General features: G+C 28.0%; 18 protein-coding genes. 4 read left to right on the top strand and 14 right to left on the bottom strand.

The window, feature by feature from the left end; genetic code table 11:
• Positions 1–30 precede the first annotated feature (30 nt).
• A complete protein-coding gene (locus X275_RS03810; RefSeq protein WP_047267645.1) occupies positions 31–1,458 on the top strand; it encodes a radical SAM protein in 1,428 nt (475 codons plus the stop codon).
• A 188-nt stretch (positions 1,459–1,646) separates the two neighbouring features.
• Here X275_RS03810 and X275_RS03805 read toward each other — a convergent pair whose 3' ends face one another.
• Both X275_RS03805 and X275_RS03800 read right to left on the bottom strand, forming a co-directional pair.
• Positions 1,647–2,243, bottom strand: coding sequence for an RloB family protein (locus X275_RS03805; RefSeq protein ID WP_047267615.1), 597 nt, complete (start codon positions 2,241–2,243; stop codon positions 1,647–1,649).
• Positions 2,240–3,481, bottom strand: a complete 1,242-nt coding sequence (locus X275_RS03800; RefSeq protein ID WP_047267614.1) for an AAA family ATPase — start codon at positions 3,479–3,481, stop codon at positions 2,240–2,242. Before X275_RS03800 ends, X275_RS03805 begins: the two co-directional genes overlap by 4 nt.
• A 277-nt stretch (positions 3,482–3,758) precedes the next feature.
• Between X275_RS03800 and X275_RS03795 the strand changes: the two genes are divergently transcribed.
• The 3 genes from X275_RS03795 to X275_RS11335 all read left to right on the top strand — a co-directional run bounded on the left by X275_RS03795 (position 3,759) and on the right by X275_RS11335 (position 4,859).
• Entirely contained in the window at positions 3,759–4,088 is a 330-nt protein-coding gene (locus tag X275_RS03795; RefSeq protein WP_047267613.1) for a hypothetical protein, read from the top strand.
• 5 nt (positions 4,089–4,093) lie between these two features.
• Complete coding sequence (locus X275_RS03790; protein WP_047267612.1) at positions 4,094–4,585, top strand: hypothetical protein; 492 nt, start codon at positions 4,094–4,096, stop codon at positions 4,583–4,585.
• A 109-nt stretch (positions 4,586–4,694) separates the two neighbouring features.
• A complete protein-coding gene (locus tag X275_RS11335; protein WP_197072590.1) occupies positions 4,695–4,859 on the top strand; it encodes a PDZ domain-containing protein in 165 nt (54 codons plus the stop codon).
• A 33-nt stretch (positions 4,860–4,892) separates the two neighbouring features.
• Here X275_RS11335 and X275_RS03785 read toward each other — a convergent pair whose 3' ends face one another.
• The 12 genes from X275_RS03785 to glpX all read right to left on the bottom strand — a co-directional run bounded on the left by X275_RS03785 (position 4,893) and on the right by glpX (position 17,637).
• A complete protein-coding gene (locus X275_RS03785) occupies positions 4,893–6,113 on the bottom strand; it encodes a GAF domain-containing sensor histidine kinase (protein WP_047267611.1) in 1,221 nt (406 codons plus the stop codon).
• Between the two features lie 153 nt (positions 6,114–6,266).
• Positions 6,267–7,268: a rod shape-determining protein gene (locus X275_RS03780; protein WP_047267610.1), complete on the bottom strand. Its 1,002-nt coding sequence runs from the start codon at positions 7,266–7,268 to the stop codon at positions 6,267–6,269.
• Positions 7,269–7,348: 80 nt separating this feature from the next.
• On the bottom strand, positions 7,349–8,776 hold the full coding sequence (locus tag X275_RS03775) for a clostripain-related cysteine peptidase (protein ID WP_047267609.1): 1,428 nt from the start codon (positions 8,774–8,776) through the stop codon (positions 7,349–7,351).
• Between the two features lie 47 nt (positions 8,777–8,823).
• The gene (rny, locus tag X275_RS03770; protein ID WP_442914808.1) at positions 8,824–10,395 is read right to left on the bottom strand and encodes a ribonuclease Y; all 1,572 of its coding nucleotides are present in this window, start codon (positions 10,393–10,395) and stop codon (positions 8,824–8,826) included.
• Positions 10,395–10,862: a regulatory protein RecX gene (locus tag X275_RS03765; RefSeq protein WP_047267608.1), complete on the bottom strand. Its 468-nt coding sequence runs from the start codon at positions 10,860–10,862 to the stop codon at positions 10,395–10,397. The genes rny and X275_RS03765 overlap by 1 nt, the downstream gene beginning before the upstream one ends.
• Entirely contained in the window at positions 10,840–11,943 is a 1,104-nt protein-coding gene (recA, locus tag X275_RS03760; protein ID WP_047267607.1) for a recombinase RecA, read from the bottom strand. Before recA ends, X275_RS03765 begins: the two co-directional genes overlap by 23 nt.
• Positions 11,936–12,523: an RNA 2',3'-cyclic phosphodiesterase gene (gene thpR, locus X275_RS03755; protein ID WP_047267606.1), complete on the bottom strand. Its 588-nt coding sequence runs from the start codon at positions 12,521–12,523 to the stop codon at positions 11,936–11,938. Before thpR ends, recA begins: the two co-directional genes overlap by 8 nt.
• Position 12,524: 1 nt before the next feature.
• A complete protein-coding gene (gene pgsA, locus X275_RS03750) occupies positions 12,525–13,061 on the bottom strand; it encodes a CDP-diacylglycerol--glycerol-3-phosphate 3-phosphatidyltransferase (RefSeq protein ID WP_047267605.1) in 537 nt (178 codons plus the stop codon).
• A complete protein-coding gene (gene rimO / locus X275_RS03745) occupies positions 13,058–14,362 on the bottom strand; it encodes a 30S ribosomal protein S12 methylthiotransferase RimO (RefSeq protein ID WP_047267604.1) in 1,305 nt (434 codons plus the stop codon). Before rimO ends, pgsA begins: the two co-directional genes overlap by 4 nt.
• Positions 14,363–14,537: 175 nt before the next feature.
• Positions 14,538–15,659 carry a sensor histidine kinase gene (locus tag X275_RS03740; protein WP_047267603.1) on the bottom strand — a complete coding sequence of 374 codons (1,122 nt, stop codon included), beginning with the start codon at positions 15,657–15,659 and terminating at the stop codon, positions 14,538–14,540.
• 125 nt (positions 15,660–15,784) lie between these two features.
• Positions 15,785–16,588, bottom strand: coding sequence for an SAM hydrolase/SAM-dependent halogenase family protein (locus X275_RS03735; RefSeq protein WP_047267602.1), 804 nt, complete (start codon positions 16,586–16,588; stop codon positions 15,785–15,787).
• 2 nt (positions 16,589–16,590) lie between these two features.
• On the bottom strand, positions 16,591–17,637 hold the full coding sequence (glpX, locus tag X275_RS03730) for a class II fructose-bisphosphatase (protein ID WP_047267601.1): 1,047 nt from the start codon (positions 17,635–17,637) through the stop codon (positions 16,591–16,593).
• Positions 17,638–17,790: the final 153 nt, after the last annotated feature.

Here is a 17,790-nt window from a genome sequence, read left to right as displayed (position 1 = left end):
GGAGGGATTTTTGTGAAAATCCTTGACAGTATGAAAACTATGATGTTAAAACAGGCATCAAAACTTGTAACAAATGTTGTAAGAAATTCTGATGTTGAAGATCTTGCAAAATTGTTGAGAACACTTGCCAATTTTGCAAAAGAACCTGCAAAAAGCGGATTAAAAAAACTCGCAGAAGGTGCAGAGAATAAAGATCCAATGCTTGTTAATTGGTCGAACCTTTTTAGAAGATCAAACCCAAAGGTTGTAGAAAAAGTCATTAATAATTTAATTATCAATGAGTTTGCGATTGGAGAAAAAATCAGACAGGAAAAAATGCATGAACATAATGTTGTTTTACCAAAATTAGCAGTAATTAGTCCTACGTATGCATGTAATTTGAGATGTGTAGGATGTTATGCCGGATTATACGGACATAAATATCAACTTTCTAAAGAAGAGCTATTTAGTGTTATAAGACAATTTAATGATTTGGGAATTTATTTCTTTATTATAACTGGTGGAGAACCATTCATTTATCCACATTTATTTGATATGCTTGAAGAGTTTAACGACTCATATTTTATGATTTATACTAACGGAACATTAATAGATGAAGAAAAAGCAAAAAAATTATCAGAATTAGGTAATGCTACACTTTCAATATCTATTGAAGGTTTTGAGGAAATGACAGACTGGAGAAGAGGTAAGGGTGTATTCAAAAAAATCATGCATGCGTATGAATTATTAACAAAATATGGTGTGATTTATGGAGCTTCAGTTACTGCTACAAAGAAAAATCATGATTTAATTATGGGAAATGAATTTTGGAATTTCTTAAAAGACCATAATGTTTCTTATGTTTGGATATTCCAATTCATGCCTGTAGGTATGGATCCAACGATGGATTTAGTTCCAACCCCAGAGCAAAGATATGAAAGATTTGAAATTACGGAAAAAATGAGACTTGGTGGAGATTTTGCTTTTGTAGCTGATTTCTGGAATCATGGATTTTTAACTCATGGTTGTTTAGCAGCTGGTTCAAAATACTTACATATTAATGCTAAAGGTTACGTAGAACCATGTGTATTCCAACAATTTGCTGTTGATAATATCAGAGAAAAATCTATACTTGAAATTTTAAAATCTCCATTTTTTGAAGCCTATAAAAGAACTATACCATATTCTAACAATCTATTCAGACCATGTCCAATTATTGATAATCCAAAAGTGTTTAGATCTATGGTTAAAAAGTTCAATGCCATTCCTCAACATCCGGGAAGTGAAAAAGTTATAACAGAATTAGCACCAGAAATTGACAAATTAGCTGAAGGGTGGAAACCTTATGCTGATAAATTATGGTATGAAAAAGGATATGCAGAAAAATATCCTTCAAAACGTGGAATTTATAATTATGAAACAAGAATGAGACGTTATGCAAACAATGAAGAAAAACTTGCCTTAGATAAAAAAGGATAATAAAACTCCCCTTTTGGGGAGTTTTATTGTTAATTTTATTAAAATTAATGTACATTTAATTCCAAACTCCAATATCTTCAACAAAATACTCTGAAGAAATGCAATTATTAAAATTACCCTATTTAACAAAATTATTTATGAACTTATAGTATTATATTCCGTATTCAGTTTTTAGAATTATAGATATATTATCTTTCATATTTTCTCAATTCTTCAACCAGTTTATAAACATTTGTATATGGATTCTTTTTAGAATGAATATTTATATCTTTCTTTTGTTCTTCCAATTTTTTAGCATTTTTTATAGCTAATTTCATTTTATCTTTTAATCTTTCATACATATCTCCAATATTTTTTTCATATTCAGGAAGTTTTTCTTTTAATTTTCTCAAACAATGCTCTTTACTCAAAGATGCTTGATAAAAAACAAAGTGCAATAAATACCACAATTCAAAACACGGATTAGAATATATAGTATTATAACCTTTTTTCTCAATTTCTTTTATAGATTCATCGAATTTTTGATCATCTATTTCATCTTTGTCAAATACGAGCCATACCTGATCAAATTTTTCTTTTTTAAAATATTTCTTTGCTGCTTTTAATAAAACATTTGCTCCTCTTCCTTCTCCTACAACTTTAACATGTGCATTTGATACTTCAAAAGAATCAAAATAATATTTTTCTGTTTTTTCACCTTCACATACTATTAAAATCAAAGGTTTAATTTCTCTTGTATTTTTTTTTCTTTTGCCTTTTTTGTCAAAATAATCTTTTCGATTCATTTGATATCAAATCCTTTTAAGATTTTCTTTAGATATGGAATAGCACCATATTTTCCATTTAAATATTCTCTTTCAAAATTTGCATTTTTTCTTACACCTTTTATTTCAAGGAGGGAATATAACTCTGATTTTCCATATTTATCTTTACTTACAAACCATATCTGATCTCTACTAAATAATTCCGAATCTAAAATAATTGTATTATGTGTTGTAAAAATCAACTGTGCATTCTTTTTGTTTTTTTCTGAATGAAAGAGTTCTATTATTGTTCTTAATAATAATGGATGAATTCTTGTATCAAGTTCATCTATAAATAAAACAGTTCCGTTTTTTAAGGTTGCTAATACAGGTCCTAAAATATTAAAATATTTTTTTGTTCCATCCGATTCTTCCTTTAAAAAATTAAATTCAACATTCTTTATGTAATTATCTTCATCATCAAAAAACGGATGATATGTCACAAGTTTATTCAAATAAAACTTTTTATCTTTTATAGATATAATTCCAATATCTCTTGAACTTAATGAAGACTCTTCATCTATTTTTAATGCTATTCTTTCGTTTTTAAAATCGTTTATTCCTATATCAGCATTTTTTAATATATTTAAAAATTCTTCCTTATCAATTATACCCTTTTCTATTAAATCTAAAGTAACTCCTGGAGGAAAATCCGGAGAAATAAAGTTTATATTTTTAAAAAATTCAACTATTTTAGTTGCAATTTGGCTGTTCCATTGAGCTAAAGAAGATAGAAAAAGTGTATTTTCTTTCGTTTTTTCTTCAACGCCTTTTCCTTCAGAAAATTTTCCTCTTTTGAATTCTTGCCAATCTCTTTCAAATATCTTTGCTTCACGTCCTTTAGGTCTGTGATAAAGCCACTCGCTTTCAATTTTACTATCTTTTATTGAAAAACCATATCTATAATAAACATTATCTATAATAAATCTCCCTTCAAATATCATAGGCTCATTTACGAGCTTTTCACTTAACTTAAACCTTTCATCGGGAATTTCAAACCCAAAAATCGCTGAATTTAAAATAAGATATATATAAAATTTAAAAGCTTTAAGTAAATTACTTTTTCCTCCTGCATTTGGACCATATATTGCTGCAGTTTTTAATAATCTGAATTTTTCAGTTTTAAAAGAATTTTTCGATTCTTTATTATCTGCTATCATTGAAAATTCCGTTTTCTTTGCAAAGGATTTAAAATTATAAAAACTAAAATCTACTAACATAATAACACCTCACAAATATAAAATATTTCCAACAATATATTATACTAAAATTATATACCATAATATTTTAAATGTCAAATTTGTAATTTTTATTCATATTTTATATATAAAATTAAATTTATCTATAAATTATTACTTAATATAACTAATAAAATATTGGATATAGCAAAATTTATATCTCACATTACATATTCATTTTATATAAGATAAGAAAAATACAAAGAAGAAAAAATAATGAATTTTTTTAATAGTGTTATTTGTTTTAGTTATTTTGAATATGTATGCTGGGGTTTGGGTTGATAAAGTTACAGAAGATTTGATGACAAACAAAAAAACTATTATGATTTTTTCTAAGGCAGTGGCTACAGATTATGATAGGGAGTCTAAGTTAGTTTTGAGGTTAAATGAAGGAGATAACTCTTTTGATATTTTTGTATCTTGGGGAAAATATCTTGGAAATGACTATTTCGATCCTGTAGAAATTAAATTTGATGATGAAACTATAGATTTTGTAATTTTTGGAACAAGCGTAGATAAAACCGCTTCGTTTTTTCCAAATTGGAATGATATGTCTTCTCTTTCTAAAGAAACAACATATGATATTTAAAAAAAATGCTAAAACATAATATTGTTGTTTTGAGAGTTAAAGATTATAAAAATAGAAAGTATACAGCAAAATTTGATTTAACTGGATTAGTAGAAATTTACAATAAATATAGAGATGATTTTGAAGCCTATGAAATTTTAGAAAAAATCAAAATGATGAAAATTTTATTTTTTTCTAAATCTGATATTTTTAAAGGATACATAGATAGATATTTTATAGAAAATAAAACTTATCCAAAATCAGTAAAAGAATATGCATATTGGTTAGATAGCTCATTTTTTAATGAAGAAATTTTTAAAAATTTTACATATACAATTACATTGGAAAGTGATAAACCAACGAAAAATAGCGAAGATACAATTACATTCCACCTAAAGACAGAAAATAATGCAAAAAACATACTACATATAATAAAACAGTATATGAAAGATATTGACAATTGGAATTTAAGTGCTGATGGAAAAACAATTATTTATACATGGAAAACAAATTTTTAATGAAAGAGTGTAATTAGATTTACATATTTTTTCATAAAGAAACATAGGAAAAATTTCAAGTGATTTTAGAAAGAACTATTTTTCAATTGTAATCACGTCCACCGTTTTCTTGATAAATACAATCATCGCTGTAAATGGAAACGATATTAAAAATTCAGATGAATTATATGCAGAACTCAATAATTATGATTATGGCGATGATATTACTTTAACTGTTTACCGTGGAAATAAAACGTTGAATTTGAAATTAAAGATTGGTGTATGGAATTATTAAACAATAAAACTCCCCTTTTGGGGAGTTTTATTGTTAATTTATTTTCTGTGGGAATCTAAGTTCTACAGTTGTCCCTTCTCCGACTTTAGAATCGATACGTATTCTACCTTTTAGCTTTTCTATTAATTTTTTTACAATAGCCAGTCCTAAACCACTTCCTGGTTTATTTTTAGCCAATCTAACAAAAGGCTTAAATATATCTTCTAATTTATCTTCAGGCATACCAGGTCCACTATCTTCCACTAAAATTATATATTCTTTTGTTTTTTTATCAAAATCAACATTTACATTTACATAACCTCTGTCTGTATATTTTATAGCATTTCCAACAATATTTACCAATATTTGTTTCATTTTTAAGGGGTCTGTTTCTATCATTTCAGGAATATTTTCTTTGAATTTAATATTTAACTCAACTTCTGGCGATAATTGGGGTTCTACAATGGATATAGATTCGTATATAAGAAATTTCAAATGAAGTTCTGTAATATTTAATTCTTCTTCTCTATTTAATTTATTAAATGTTGAAAGATCTGCTATAAGTGAATTCATATGTTTCGAACTCATATATATTCGTTTTACCAGATCGACGATTTCTTCTTTTGAAAGTTCATCTTTCCCTCTTAATATACTTTCAGCATATCCCAATATTGCAGTTAAAGGCGTTCTTACTTCGTGAGTAATAAAACTTAAATAGATGCTATTTAATTCATTGGCATTTTTTTCTTCATCACGCAAAGATTTTAATGTTAAAAAAGTGGAAGCAAAACTTCCAAATATTTTTAAGGATTTTTTAGCTGTTTCACTAAACTTCTTAAGTTTAAAATTATCTATATATATATGACCTTTTACTTTTCCAGAAACTTTTAAAGGATAAGCAAGAGTAATCATACTTTCATGTTTAGCATGTAATGTTTTTACTGTATCCTTAAATAATTTTGATGGACTTTTGAATTCTTCAAATGATTTTATTTCTATAATATCAACAAAATCTATATATTTATATATATATGCGTCTTCAAGTGGAACCACTAAATTTTTAACCACATCATCATTGTAATTGTATCCAGCAACAGCCTTGTAAAGTGTATTGTCTATTAACCATATTGTTCCAGCTTCAGCTTCCGGAATGCTTTCAATAGCAACAGACAATAATTTTTTCATAAATTCTTTTTCATTTTCTTCCCCTGTAAATTTTGTAGATAACTCTGCCATTAACTCAAAATTGGATAAAATATCATTTTCACACTTCATCACCCTACCTCCATTTTTCTATTTCTTTACAATTATAACACATTTTTCACACTTGTCAAATACTAAATGAAAATTATTTCATATTTTTTGATAAGTATAAAAAACAAATCTCCTGAACAAAGCAGGAGATTTGTTTTTTATATAATAACATTATTATATTACAGCTACTTTAGTTAGCAATTCAGGATTATCCAATAAAATACCAGCACCCTGTGCAACACACAATTGAGGATTTTCTGCTACGACAGTTTTTACACCTGTTTTTTCTTCGAATAATTGAGCTAATCCTCTTAAATTTGATGTTCCACCAGCTAAATATATGCCGTTTTTCAATATGTCTGCTGATAATTCTGGAGGAGTATGTTCTAAAACAGACTTTGTTTTTTGAATTATTTCATTCAAAACACCTTCAATGGCTTCAAATATATCATCAGAATTTATAACTCTTGAAGAAGGCATTCCACTTGCAATATCCTGACCTCTAACTTCCATTTCAAGAGTTTCAATATCTTTATGGGCCTTTCCAATTTCTTTTTTCAAGAATTCAGCCGTGGCTTCACCTATTAAAAATTTATATTTTCTTTTTATATATTTTATTATTTCTATGTCCATTGCTTCTCCAGCTAATTTAATAGATTCTGAAATAACGCTTCCGCTTAAACTAATAACAGCAATATCAGTAGTTCCGCCTCCAAGATCAACAATTAAATGGCCGTTCGGCTTTGTTATATCAAGGCCAATACCAATTGCCGCAATAATAGGTTCTAAAACAAGATAAGCTTTGTTAGCACCAACTTTTTCTGCAGCATCTTTTACCGCTCTTCTTTCTACATCTGTAGTTCGAGCTGGAATCCCTATCACAAGTGTCGGTTTAGAAGGTAAAAAACCTGATTTTGCCTGCTTTATAAAATATCTTAATAATTGTTCTATTAAGGAAGGATATGCAATTACGCCATCCTGCATAGGATGTACTATTTCAACTCCGTATGGGGTTTTCCCTACCATTGCTTTGGCTTCATTGCCAAAAGCATTTATTGTATTTGTTAATTTATCAACTGCGACAACGGAAGGCTCGTTTATTATTACGCCTTCACCTTTTTTATATACAATGAAAGTAGCTGTACCCAAATCTATACCTAAGTCATGTTTAGCCATATTTTTTCCTCCCAAACTATATTTTCATAAATAATTATACAGTATTTTATTCTAAAAAACAATAATAAAAAATAATAATATTATTGATTTTTTATAATATTTTTCCATGTTGTTTCAATCCAATTTTGAAACTCATCATAGAAAGAAAGTGCTTTATAATCATCATAATAACCATTGGGATTTGTAGTAAATATATCTTCAAACATTATTCCAATACCGCTATATTGTGGATAATCAACGCCATCAATTCTCACTACGGAATTTACAATTGCTGGATTAATATAATCAGCTAAATATTCTCCGTTGTTTAGTATTAAATTATTGATATCAATCATATTTGTAGGCTCTGAAACATAGTTATTACTATCATTTTTATATAATGCATAATTAGTATTTATGTTATTTATTTTTGGTATTCTATCCCATGAAAAATAATTTAAATTAACCGCTGATAAGCTTAATCTATCAAGATGGTATTCAACGGTATAGTAATAATTATATTGTTCTATAATTTTATATACTATTGATTCCTTTAAATTATTTTCATCTAAATCATGAAAAAAATTATAGTAAAAACCAAGTCCGGCTATTGAATATACAGATCCTATAAAATAATCAACTAAATCTTTAAATGCATACATGATTTCTATACTCATCATATTACAGGCATCAAACGCAAGAATATCAATTTTTGTGCTATATTTTTTATCATAATATTGAATTACAGATTTAATATCTTTAATTTTTAATACTTTATTTGATGTATCATCTTGAATAATAGCTTTAGGCTGTATATTTATACTTTTTCGAGCTTCCCAGGCCCAACCATTACCATGATCCCATAAATCCAAAATTTTTATTGTTTTGTTATTTTTAACTGATAATATATCTAAGAATTTAAACATTGTACTTGTTGATGCTGAACTAAGTTCAGCTGAAAAGTCAAGTTTATCTGGAGCATACACATATTCAAAATAATTACCTTTAAAATTCGATATAAATATAATTTCATCCTTCTTTGCATATCTATCACTTAAAATATTTATTACAATATTTATATTTGATTTTTTTATTGATTTCCTTATTTCAGATATATCAAGATCAAAAAAATAGTCATTTTCTCCAGTTATAGGGTCATTATATTTACTGTCAAGACTATTGTCTGCACCACCATATAACAAAAATTGGATATCAGGTTTTACTTTTTTTATAATATTTGTATATTCTCTATTTTTATAGAATTCAGTAATTTTTACAGTTGCATCATCATGTAAAATCAGATTTGTTTTTAATTTATAAATAATATCACCATTATAACTATAAATTAATGAATTTCCATTATAAATCTCAATTTTTGTAACTGGTCTTGCAAACTCTAAAATTAATGGCATTCCTTCTAAATATTCTTTTGTAAGTAAAGGACTTTGTTTTTGAAATGAAATACAGGATGTAAGTGTTGATAATATAATTAATATAATAATTATAGTAAAAATTTTTATATTTTTCATAATATCACCTTTATAAATTATGGCGGCATTAAGCCGCCATTTATTATTTATGAAGCGTATGCAACACTCCTTTTTTCTCTAATAACTGTAACTTTGATTACTCCAGGATACTCCATTATTTCTTCTATTTGAGTTGAAATGTCTCTTGCTAATTTATCTGCTAACGCATCGTCAATTTTATCAGGTTGTACAATAACTCTTAATTCCCGTCCTGCCTGAATGGCATAAGCTTTATCAACGTGCCTGAAACTTTTTGCTATTTCTTCAAGCTGTTCAATTCTTCTAATATAATTTTCAAGAGTTTCTCTTCTTGCACCAGGACGTGCTGCTGATACAGCATCAGCTGCTCCAACAATTACAGCTTCAGGTGTCATTGGATCAACTTCATTATGGTGATATTGTATAGCATTAACAACTTCTAATTTTTCGTTATATCTTTTTGCTAATTGGCCTCCGACTATTGCATGAGAACCTTCTACTTCATGGTCTATAGCTTTACCAATATCATGCAATAAAGCTGCTCTTTTTGCTAGCTCTACGTTTAATCCTAATTCTGCAGCCATTAACCCTGCAAAATTAGCAACTTCAATGGAGTGTTCCAATACATCCTGACCATAGCTTGTTCTGAATTTTAGTCTTCCTAATAATTTTACCAGTTCAGGATGTAAAGGTTTAATACCTACACGCATAACTGCCTCTTTTCCAGCTTCTTTAATAATATCTTCCAATTCTTTTTTTGTTTTTTCATATACTTCTTCTATTCTGGCAGGATGAATTCTTCCATCAGCAACTAATGCTTCTAAAGTTCTCTTTGCTATTTCTCTTCTTAAAGGGTTAAACCCTGAAATAACAACCACTTCAGGGGTATCATCTATTATTAAATCACATCCTGTCATTTTCTCAAATGCACGTATATTTCGCCCTTCTCTTCCTATAATTCTTCCTTTCATATCGTCAGTTGGTAATGCAACAGTAGATGTTGTTATTTCTGAAGTAACATCAGATGCATATCTTTGAACAGCTATACTTACAACCCATTGAGCATGCTTTTTTGCATCTTCTTCATATTCATCTTTAAGAGCTTTGTATTTTTGAGCTAATTCCAATTCATATTTTTCTTTTGCTTCATTTAAAACTCTTTCTCTTGCTTCTTCCATGGTTAAATTTGCTATTTCATATACCTTATTTTCTAATTCCTCTTTTAATCTTAATGTTTCATCTTTTTCTCTATCCAGTTTGTTTTTTAATTCTTCAAGATTTTGTTCTTTTCTGTCGATCATTTCTTCTCTTCTGATTAATCTTTCTTCCATGGATTTTAATTCTTCTTTTTCGAGTTTCAATTCTCTGTTGAATTCTTCTTTCATCTTTTGTATTTCTTCTTTACTTTCAATAAGTGCTGATTTTACAATATTGTCAGCTTCTTTTTTTGCATTTCTCAATATTTCATCTTTTTCTCTTTTTGCTATTTCTATTTCCATTTTCAATTGTTCTTTTTCTGATTTTAATTTTTCAATGAATTCTTTATTTCCTTTTTCTAATCCTTTATTCAAACCTATTTTATATAAAACTCCTGACATAATTGCTAAAATTATTATTATAGCTATATATAAAACTTCCATCATTTTTCACCTCCAAGTTCATCTAATACCTCTTCAATTAGATAAATATCAAAACCTCTTTTGAAAAGGTATTCTTTAATTCTTCTTTTATCTTTTTTTTGAGACAATATTATATTACGAATTATTTCTTTTATATTTATTTCTTCTAAAACTTTATCAATAGCATTTTCGGTAATATTTTCACTGATATGAAATTTGTTTAAAAGTTCCATTTTTATAATATAAGGTCCTTTTTTGTTTATGGTGAGTTTATCATATGTATATAAATACGCAAATAACTCATCATCCAGTAATTTATATTTTTTTAGTTTAGAAATAACATTATTGACGACGATTTCATCGAAACCTTTTTCGATTAATCTTTGTTTCATTTCATATTCAGATCTGTTTCTATATTTCAATAAATTGATTGCACTTTTTTGTGCGGCATCTTCATCAAAAGGATCAATTTTCTTCTTTTTCTTCATTTTGTGCCTCATTATTATTTTTTATTTTTTCTTTTAAATCATCGGGTATAATAAGCCCCAGTTTTTCCCTGATTCTGTATTCGATTTCTACCAAGAGATGGGAATTGTTTTTCAAATAATCAAGAGCTTTTATTTTTCCCTGTCCAAGACTGATTTCATTTTCTTTTAAATCTGTATAGGAAAACCATGCTCCGCTTCTTTTTACGATGTCATTTGCAACGGCTAAATTAAATATATCATTTTCTTTTGCCAATCCCTGTCCATAAATCATATCTACTTTAACTTCTTTAAATGGAGGAGCAACTTTGTTTTTAACAACTTTAATATTTATTTCGTTACCATATGCATCCTTTCCTTCCCTTAATGTTGTACCTTTTCTTACTTCCATTCTTATTGTAGAATAAAATTTTAGTGCAACACCACCGGCTGTTGTTTCTGGATTTCCATAAACGACTCCTATTTTCATACGTGTTTGATTAATAAAGATGATTATAGTTTTTGATTTATTTACACTACCAGCCAACTTTCTCAAAGCCTGAGACATGAGTCTGGCCTGAAGTCCCATATGAGAATCTCCCATGTTTCCTTCTATTTCGGCTCTTGGAACTAATGCCGCTACTGAGTCCACTACTACTAAGTCTACAATATTAGATCTTACAATACTATCTACAATTTCTAATGCCTGCTCTCCAAAATCAGGTTGAGATAGTATCAAAGTATCAGGATTAACTCCTAATTTTTTTGCATATTCGAGGTCAAGTGCATGTTCTGCATCAATAAATGCAGCAATTCCACCTCTCTTTTGCACCTCAGCTATTGAATGTAATGCGAGCGTGGTTTTTCCACTTGATTCATTTCCGTATATTTCTATAATTCTACCTCTTGGATAACCACCCACACCTAAGGCCACATCTACAGAAAGAACACCGCTTGGAACTATATCAAGTTTTCTTTCTTCTTCCAGTCCTTTTCCTAAAATCATTATTGAACCTTCACCATAATTTTTTTCTAATTCTTTTACCAATTTATCAAGCATTTCCTCTTTATTTACAGGTTCTTTTTTTGCTGGTTTTTTAGCCATTAATAATCATTCCTCCCTCAAAATCAATAGTGTACAACTTTTTGTATATTGGCCCATTTTTTGTTAAAGTCGATGAATATATATGAACAGCATGTACAGGTATAATCACTTTTTCAACATCTAAAACTTTAATGAGTTTTTCCCAGAATTCTGGAGCCTTCTTTACTCTTCCAACTGTTAAGTGTGGTTGAAAATTGCTATCTAAAACCTGAATATTTGATAATTTCAATGACTTTATAACTTCATTATGAAGTTGTTTTAATGTATTTCCACCTTCAACACCCAGCCAGATAACCCTTGGAAAATTTTTGTTTTTAAAATATCCTATTTTATTTAAACTAAATGCAAATGTAGGGAAACCAATTATTCTTTCTTCCATTCTTTTAGCTACTTCTGTAATTTTAGTAATATGTGTATCTCCCATGAAATATAATGTCAAATGCATATTTTCTGGTTTTGTCCAATTTCCCTTAAAACCCATTCGTTCAAGCTTTAAGATAGTATCTCTTAAAATATCCTTTACACTTTGATTTACATCAAGTGCAATAAATGTTCGAAGGCTTTTATTTTTATTATTCATTTTACTCCCCCTCAAGATAGACTAAATTCTTTATTAAATAGTTATATCCAGAAAATAAAGAAAAAAACACAGTTAGAATAATTAAAATAGAGTTTAGTTTGTTTAAAAAGGGCCAGATGGCAGTTAGATAAAGAGAAGCTATTAGAATTGTCTGTGAAAAGGTTTTAAATTTCCCCCATTTATCAGCAGCAATAACAATATTTTTGTTTGCTAAAAACATTCTTAAACCGCTAATGAAAATATCTCTTGTTATAATAATTGCAACAAACCATCCAGGCAATTTCTGTGTTTCTAAAAACGCTATAAATAATGCATTAATTAAAATTTTATCAGCTATTTGATCCATGAATTTTCCAAAATCACTAACAAGATTAAATTTTCTGGCAATATACCCATCCAGCAAATCAGTTAAAGAAACTAAAATATAGATAAAGAAAGCTATAATATATAATTTTTCATTATAAGTAATAATAAATAAAGGTATTGTTGCTAAAATTCTTATAAATGTTAGAATATTTGGAATTGTCCATATTTTCATATCGCAACCCCTTCTAAATCATATTCTGAACTATTTAAGATTTTAACAACCACAAAATCTCCAATATTTAAATTTCTTTCGGACTTAAAAAATACATTTCCATCAATTTCAGGTGCATCTAAATATGCTCTACCTATATATACATTATTTTCTTTTTCTTCAATTAAAACTTTCAATTGTTTACCTATAAATCTTTCTAATTTTTCTGCTGAAATTTCTTTTTGCAATTCCATTAACTCTTCAAATCTTTTTTCTTTTGTTTTTTCATCGATTTTTTCTGGTAATAGATAAGACGGAGTTCCTTCTTCATCAAAATACATGAATGCTCCGAGTTTGTCAAATTCTATTTCATCTATAAATGATAATAATTTTTCAAAATCGTCATCTGTTTCGCCAGGAAATCCTGCAATTAATGTTGTTCTGATTATAGCCTCAGGATTATTTCTAATTCTAAAAATTAAATTTTTTAATTCATCACTTTTTTTGATTCTACCCATTAATTTTAATATTTTGTCTGAACCATGTTGTATAGGAATATCAAAATACGGTATTACTTTATCTAATGTATTTATTGATTCTATAATTTCATTGTTAATAAAATCTGGGTGTAAATACATGACTCTTATCCAAAAATCCCCTTCAATTGAATTCAATTCTTTTAATAAATGTGGTAACGCCTGTTTTTTATATAAATCGACACCATAAAGCGTATTATCTTGAGAAACAAGTATTATTTCTTTTATGCCATTTTTTGTTAAAAACTCCGCTTCTTTTTTAATATCCATTATATCTCTACTTACAGGTTCCCCTTTAAAATATGGTATGGAACAAAATGCGCATTTTCTGTTGCATCCATCTGCAATTTTAATATAAGCATATGGTTTATCAGGAGTTACACGGTAATCACATTTATATACATCATATGGCTTTGGCAGTTTTAAATAAAAGTTTCCACTTTCAATTGATTCAACTATTTTTTCGGGTGGCACGACACCTATTAAACCATCAACTTCTGTTAATTCTTTTTTTAGTTCATCATAATATCTTTCAATTAAACATCCAATTGGTATTATCTTCATATTTGGATTTTTTTCTTTTAACGAAACTATATTAAATATTTCATTTATAGATTCTTTTTTCGCAGGTTCAATAAAACCACATGTATCAATAATAGAATAATCCGCTTCTTTTGGATCGGTGGTTAAAAGAAATCCCTTTTTTAAAAAAATACCCTTTAAAACATCCATATCTGCCTCATTTTTGGGGCAGCCTAATGTTAGAATATATACTTTTTCTTTCATAATATCCTCCTAATTTTATTCTAAATATTATTATAACATATTTTTCTAATTTCATTGATATTTAATAATTACAAATAAAGAAAATTTAACATTAAATAAACCAGCAAACCTAATTTGCTGGTTTATAAAATTTATAATCAATATTAACTTCGTTTATAATAATAATTTCCATGTATTATTTATATAAAATAATACTTAATATAGTACCTTTGTTTTTAATCGAATTTATACGTAATTTTGCATTTTGAAAAATAATAAAACGTTCTAGAAATACAGTTCCTAGACCAGTTCCATACTCTTTTGTTGTAAAAAAAGGTTTTAAAAATTTTTGTTTTTCCTCTGATGTCATTCCAATACCATTATCTGCAAATATTATTTTATAACATTTTTCCTTTTCCATAGTTTTTACAACAATAAAACTTTTACCTTCTTTCATTGAAACTGCATCTATAGAGTTTTGAATTATATTAAATATTGCAGATTTGAATAGCCATACATCACTGTTTATCTCGATATTTACATTATTTTGAACTATAAAATTTATTTGTGGATATGTATTTTTAAAATTTTTAATTACATCATTTACTACTTTGTTTAAACTAAATTTATTAAAACCTTCTGTAACTTTGAACAAATCAAGAGTTTCTTTAATCAGATTTTGGATATTATCTATTTCTATTTTCATTTGTTTTAAATATTCATCTTCTTTTGTAAATTCATACATTTGAAAAGACATTTTTAGCCTGGATACTGGAGTTTTTAGTCCGTGAGCCGCATTGGCCAGTATTTCACCGAGCCTTGCAAAATGTCTTGTGCTTTCAAGATTTTTCTTTAATTTTTTATAATTAGTAATATCATTTATAGCCAAGATAACAAAATTGCTTTTTTTGCTTATAATAAGCTGAAGATTTTTTTTCAATTTTTTTGAATAAACTTCATAGATTCCAGGCTCTAAGTTTGATTTTATACCACTTCTAATAAATATATTGGATAATTTCACGCCATATTTTAGAGGTATATTATAAAATATTTCTTTTGCTCTTTGATTAGATTTTTGTAAAATGCCATTCTCATCAAAAACCAACAATCCTGAACCTATACTATCAAAAATAGCATTGAATTTATCATAATATTCCTTTAAGCCTTCTCTTTCTCTTAAAAGTAATAAAGAATATGTTCTAATCATTTCATCTAATTCGCGTAATAATCCAGAATATTCAAGATTATAATGCTTTGAACTATATGAATTTCCTTTGTGAACGATTCTTCTAAGCCTCTTTTCAACAAAAATATACACTATAATATATAAACAAAAAAAACTAATTGGTAAAATGTACCAATAATTCATTAGATGAAAAAAGAACATAAACAAAAAAAGTATAATTGTATGCAATATAGATATTTTTTCTGATAAGTCCCAACCTAAGATATTTCTTTTCTTAATATTATTTCCACTCCTTCAGAGTTAAGGTTTAAAAATTCTTTTGCATTTCCTTGATTAATAGCTATTTCTAAAAATCCTGAACTTTCTGGATGTATTAACAATTCTCCAGGTAATACATCACTAAATACTCTTTCATAATAAGCTTTAAATGTTTTATTTTCTATATGAATTATTACGGAATCATCTTTTTTGAATAAGGTTTCACCAAAATCAGCAGGAATATTTGTTTGTATATTTCCAAATGTATCAAAAAATACTATTTCTCCTTCTAGACTTTCACTTTTTATTTCAGGAGGTTTATATCTAAATAAATTAATCGTATCTATTTCCTCCCCGAATTCTTCAATTGGGACATTTTTTGAAAGATATGCAGCAGCAGGTGAAAAAATATCTCTTCCATGAAAAGTGGTTGAGTAATTTTTCTTAAAGAAATATTTTGGATTATTAATTTCGATCAGTTTATCAATTCCGTACTCTTCGGCAATCAGAGTTAAAATACCATTGTCCGGAGCGATAAAATAGAAATTTCTTTTTTGTGTTTTTAAAATAATAGGTTTTCTGTTACTTCCGACACCAGCGTCAATAACACTCAAGAATATAGTGCCTTCAGGAAAATCTTTTGAAAACCGATATAATATATGGGCATTAACTTTAGTGTCAAATTTCTTTGTTTCATGTAAAACATCTATTATTTCTATATCTTTATTTATGCTTTTTATTACAGCTTTACATACCCCAACATAATAGCTGTCATTCCCCCAATCGGTAAAAAAAGCAATCATAGCTAAATTCCGCCTCCTATATAATCTTCCCGTTTTTTATTTATGTTTAACAATTTCAAATCGCCTTCAGTTGATTTTAATCTTATAGTTTTGTATCTTAAATCGTGATATGTTGTAATTCTCCTTATTGTTCTTGTTTTTGACCTCATTACAATACTTTCTGTAATGGCTTTTCCTTTATAAAAATGAACACCTTTTAAAAAGTCTCCATCTGTTACACCTGTTGCAGAAAATAGTACATTTTCCCCTCCAGCCAAATCTTCTGTGAAATAAACTTTATTTAAATTCCATCCATCATTTAATAATTTTTCTTTTTCCTCTTCAGATTGAGGCCATAGTTGAACCTGTAATTCACCGCCCAACGTTCTCAAAGCACCAGCTGCTAAAACAGCTTCTGGAGACCCACCAATACCGATATATATATCAACACCACTATCTGGCATTGCGGTTGCTATTGCAGCAGCAATATCGCCATCACCTATTAATTTTATTCTGGCGCCAACTTCTCTAATTTCTTCAATAATTCTTTTGTGTCTATCTCTATTTAAAACCACAACAGTTATTTCGCTTATAGGAACTTTTAAAGCCGCTGCTGCAACTCTTAAATTTTCCCGAATTGAGCTTCTGATATCTAATAAACCTTTTAATTCTGGGCCAACTGCCAATTTGTATGAGTAAAATGTAGGTAAGTATGCAAGGCGTCCTTTTTCTGCTAAAATCATAACACTTATTGCATTTGGAAGACCATAAGCTACAAGTCTTGTTCCATCAATTGGATCTACTGCTATATCATATTCATCATCTGTTTCATCCCATGTGCCAACTTTTTCACCAATATAAAGCATTGGTGCCTCATCTTTTTCCCCCTCACCGATAATAACCGTTCCTTTTATTTCGATATAATCGAGCATACCTCTCATAGCATCAACAGCTGCTTGGTCAACTGCATTTTTATTTCCCATACCAAGATGTAAACTGCTTGTTAATGCGGCTGCTTCTGTTACTCTTACTAAATCAAGAGTTATTTCTCTATCAACTTTTTCAGACATTACATTTCCCCCTATTCTTATTTTTTATAGTATAATTTTAACATTACAACTAATTTTTGGGTGTCCAATTAGTAAAGTAAGCGAAAACTCGAAAATTGCCTGAAAAAATAGCATATGAAGCCGGTCAATTTTGCATGGATGCAAAATTGAGTG

It is taken from the genome of Marinitoga sp. 1197, from assembly GCF_001021165.1.
Classification (GTDB): Bacteria; Thermotogota; Thermotogae; order Petrotogales; family Petrotogaceae; genus Marinitoga.
The sequence above is the reverse complement of the archived record's forward strand: the minus strand, read 5'-3'. Positions and strand labels throughout refer to the sequence as shown.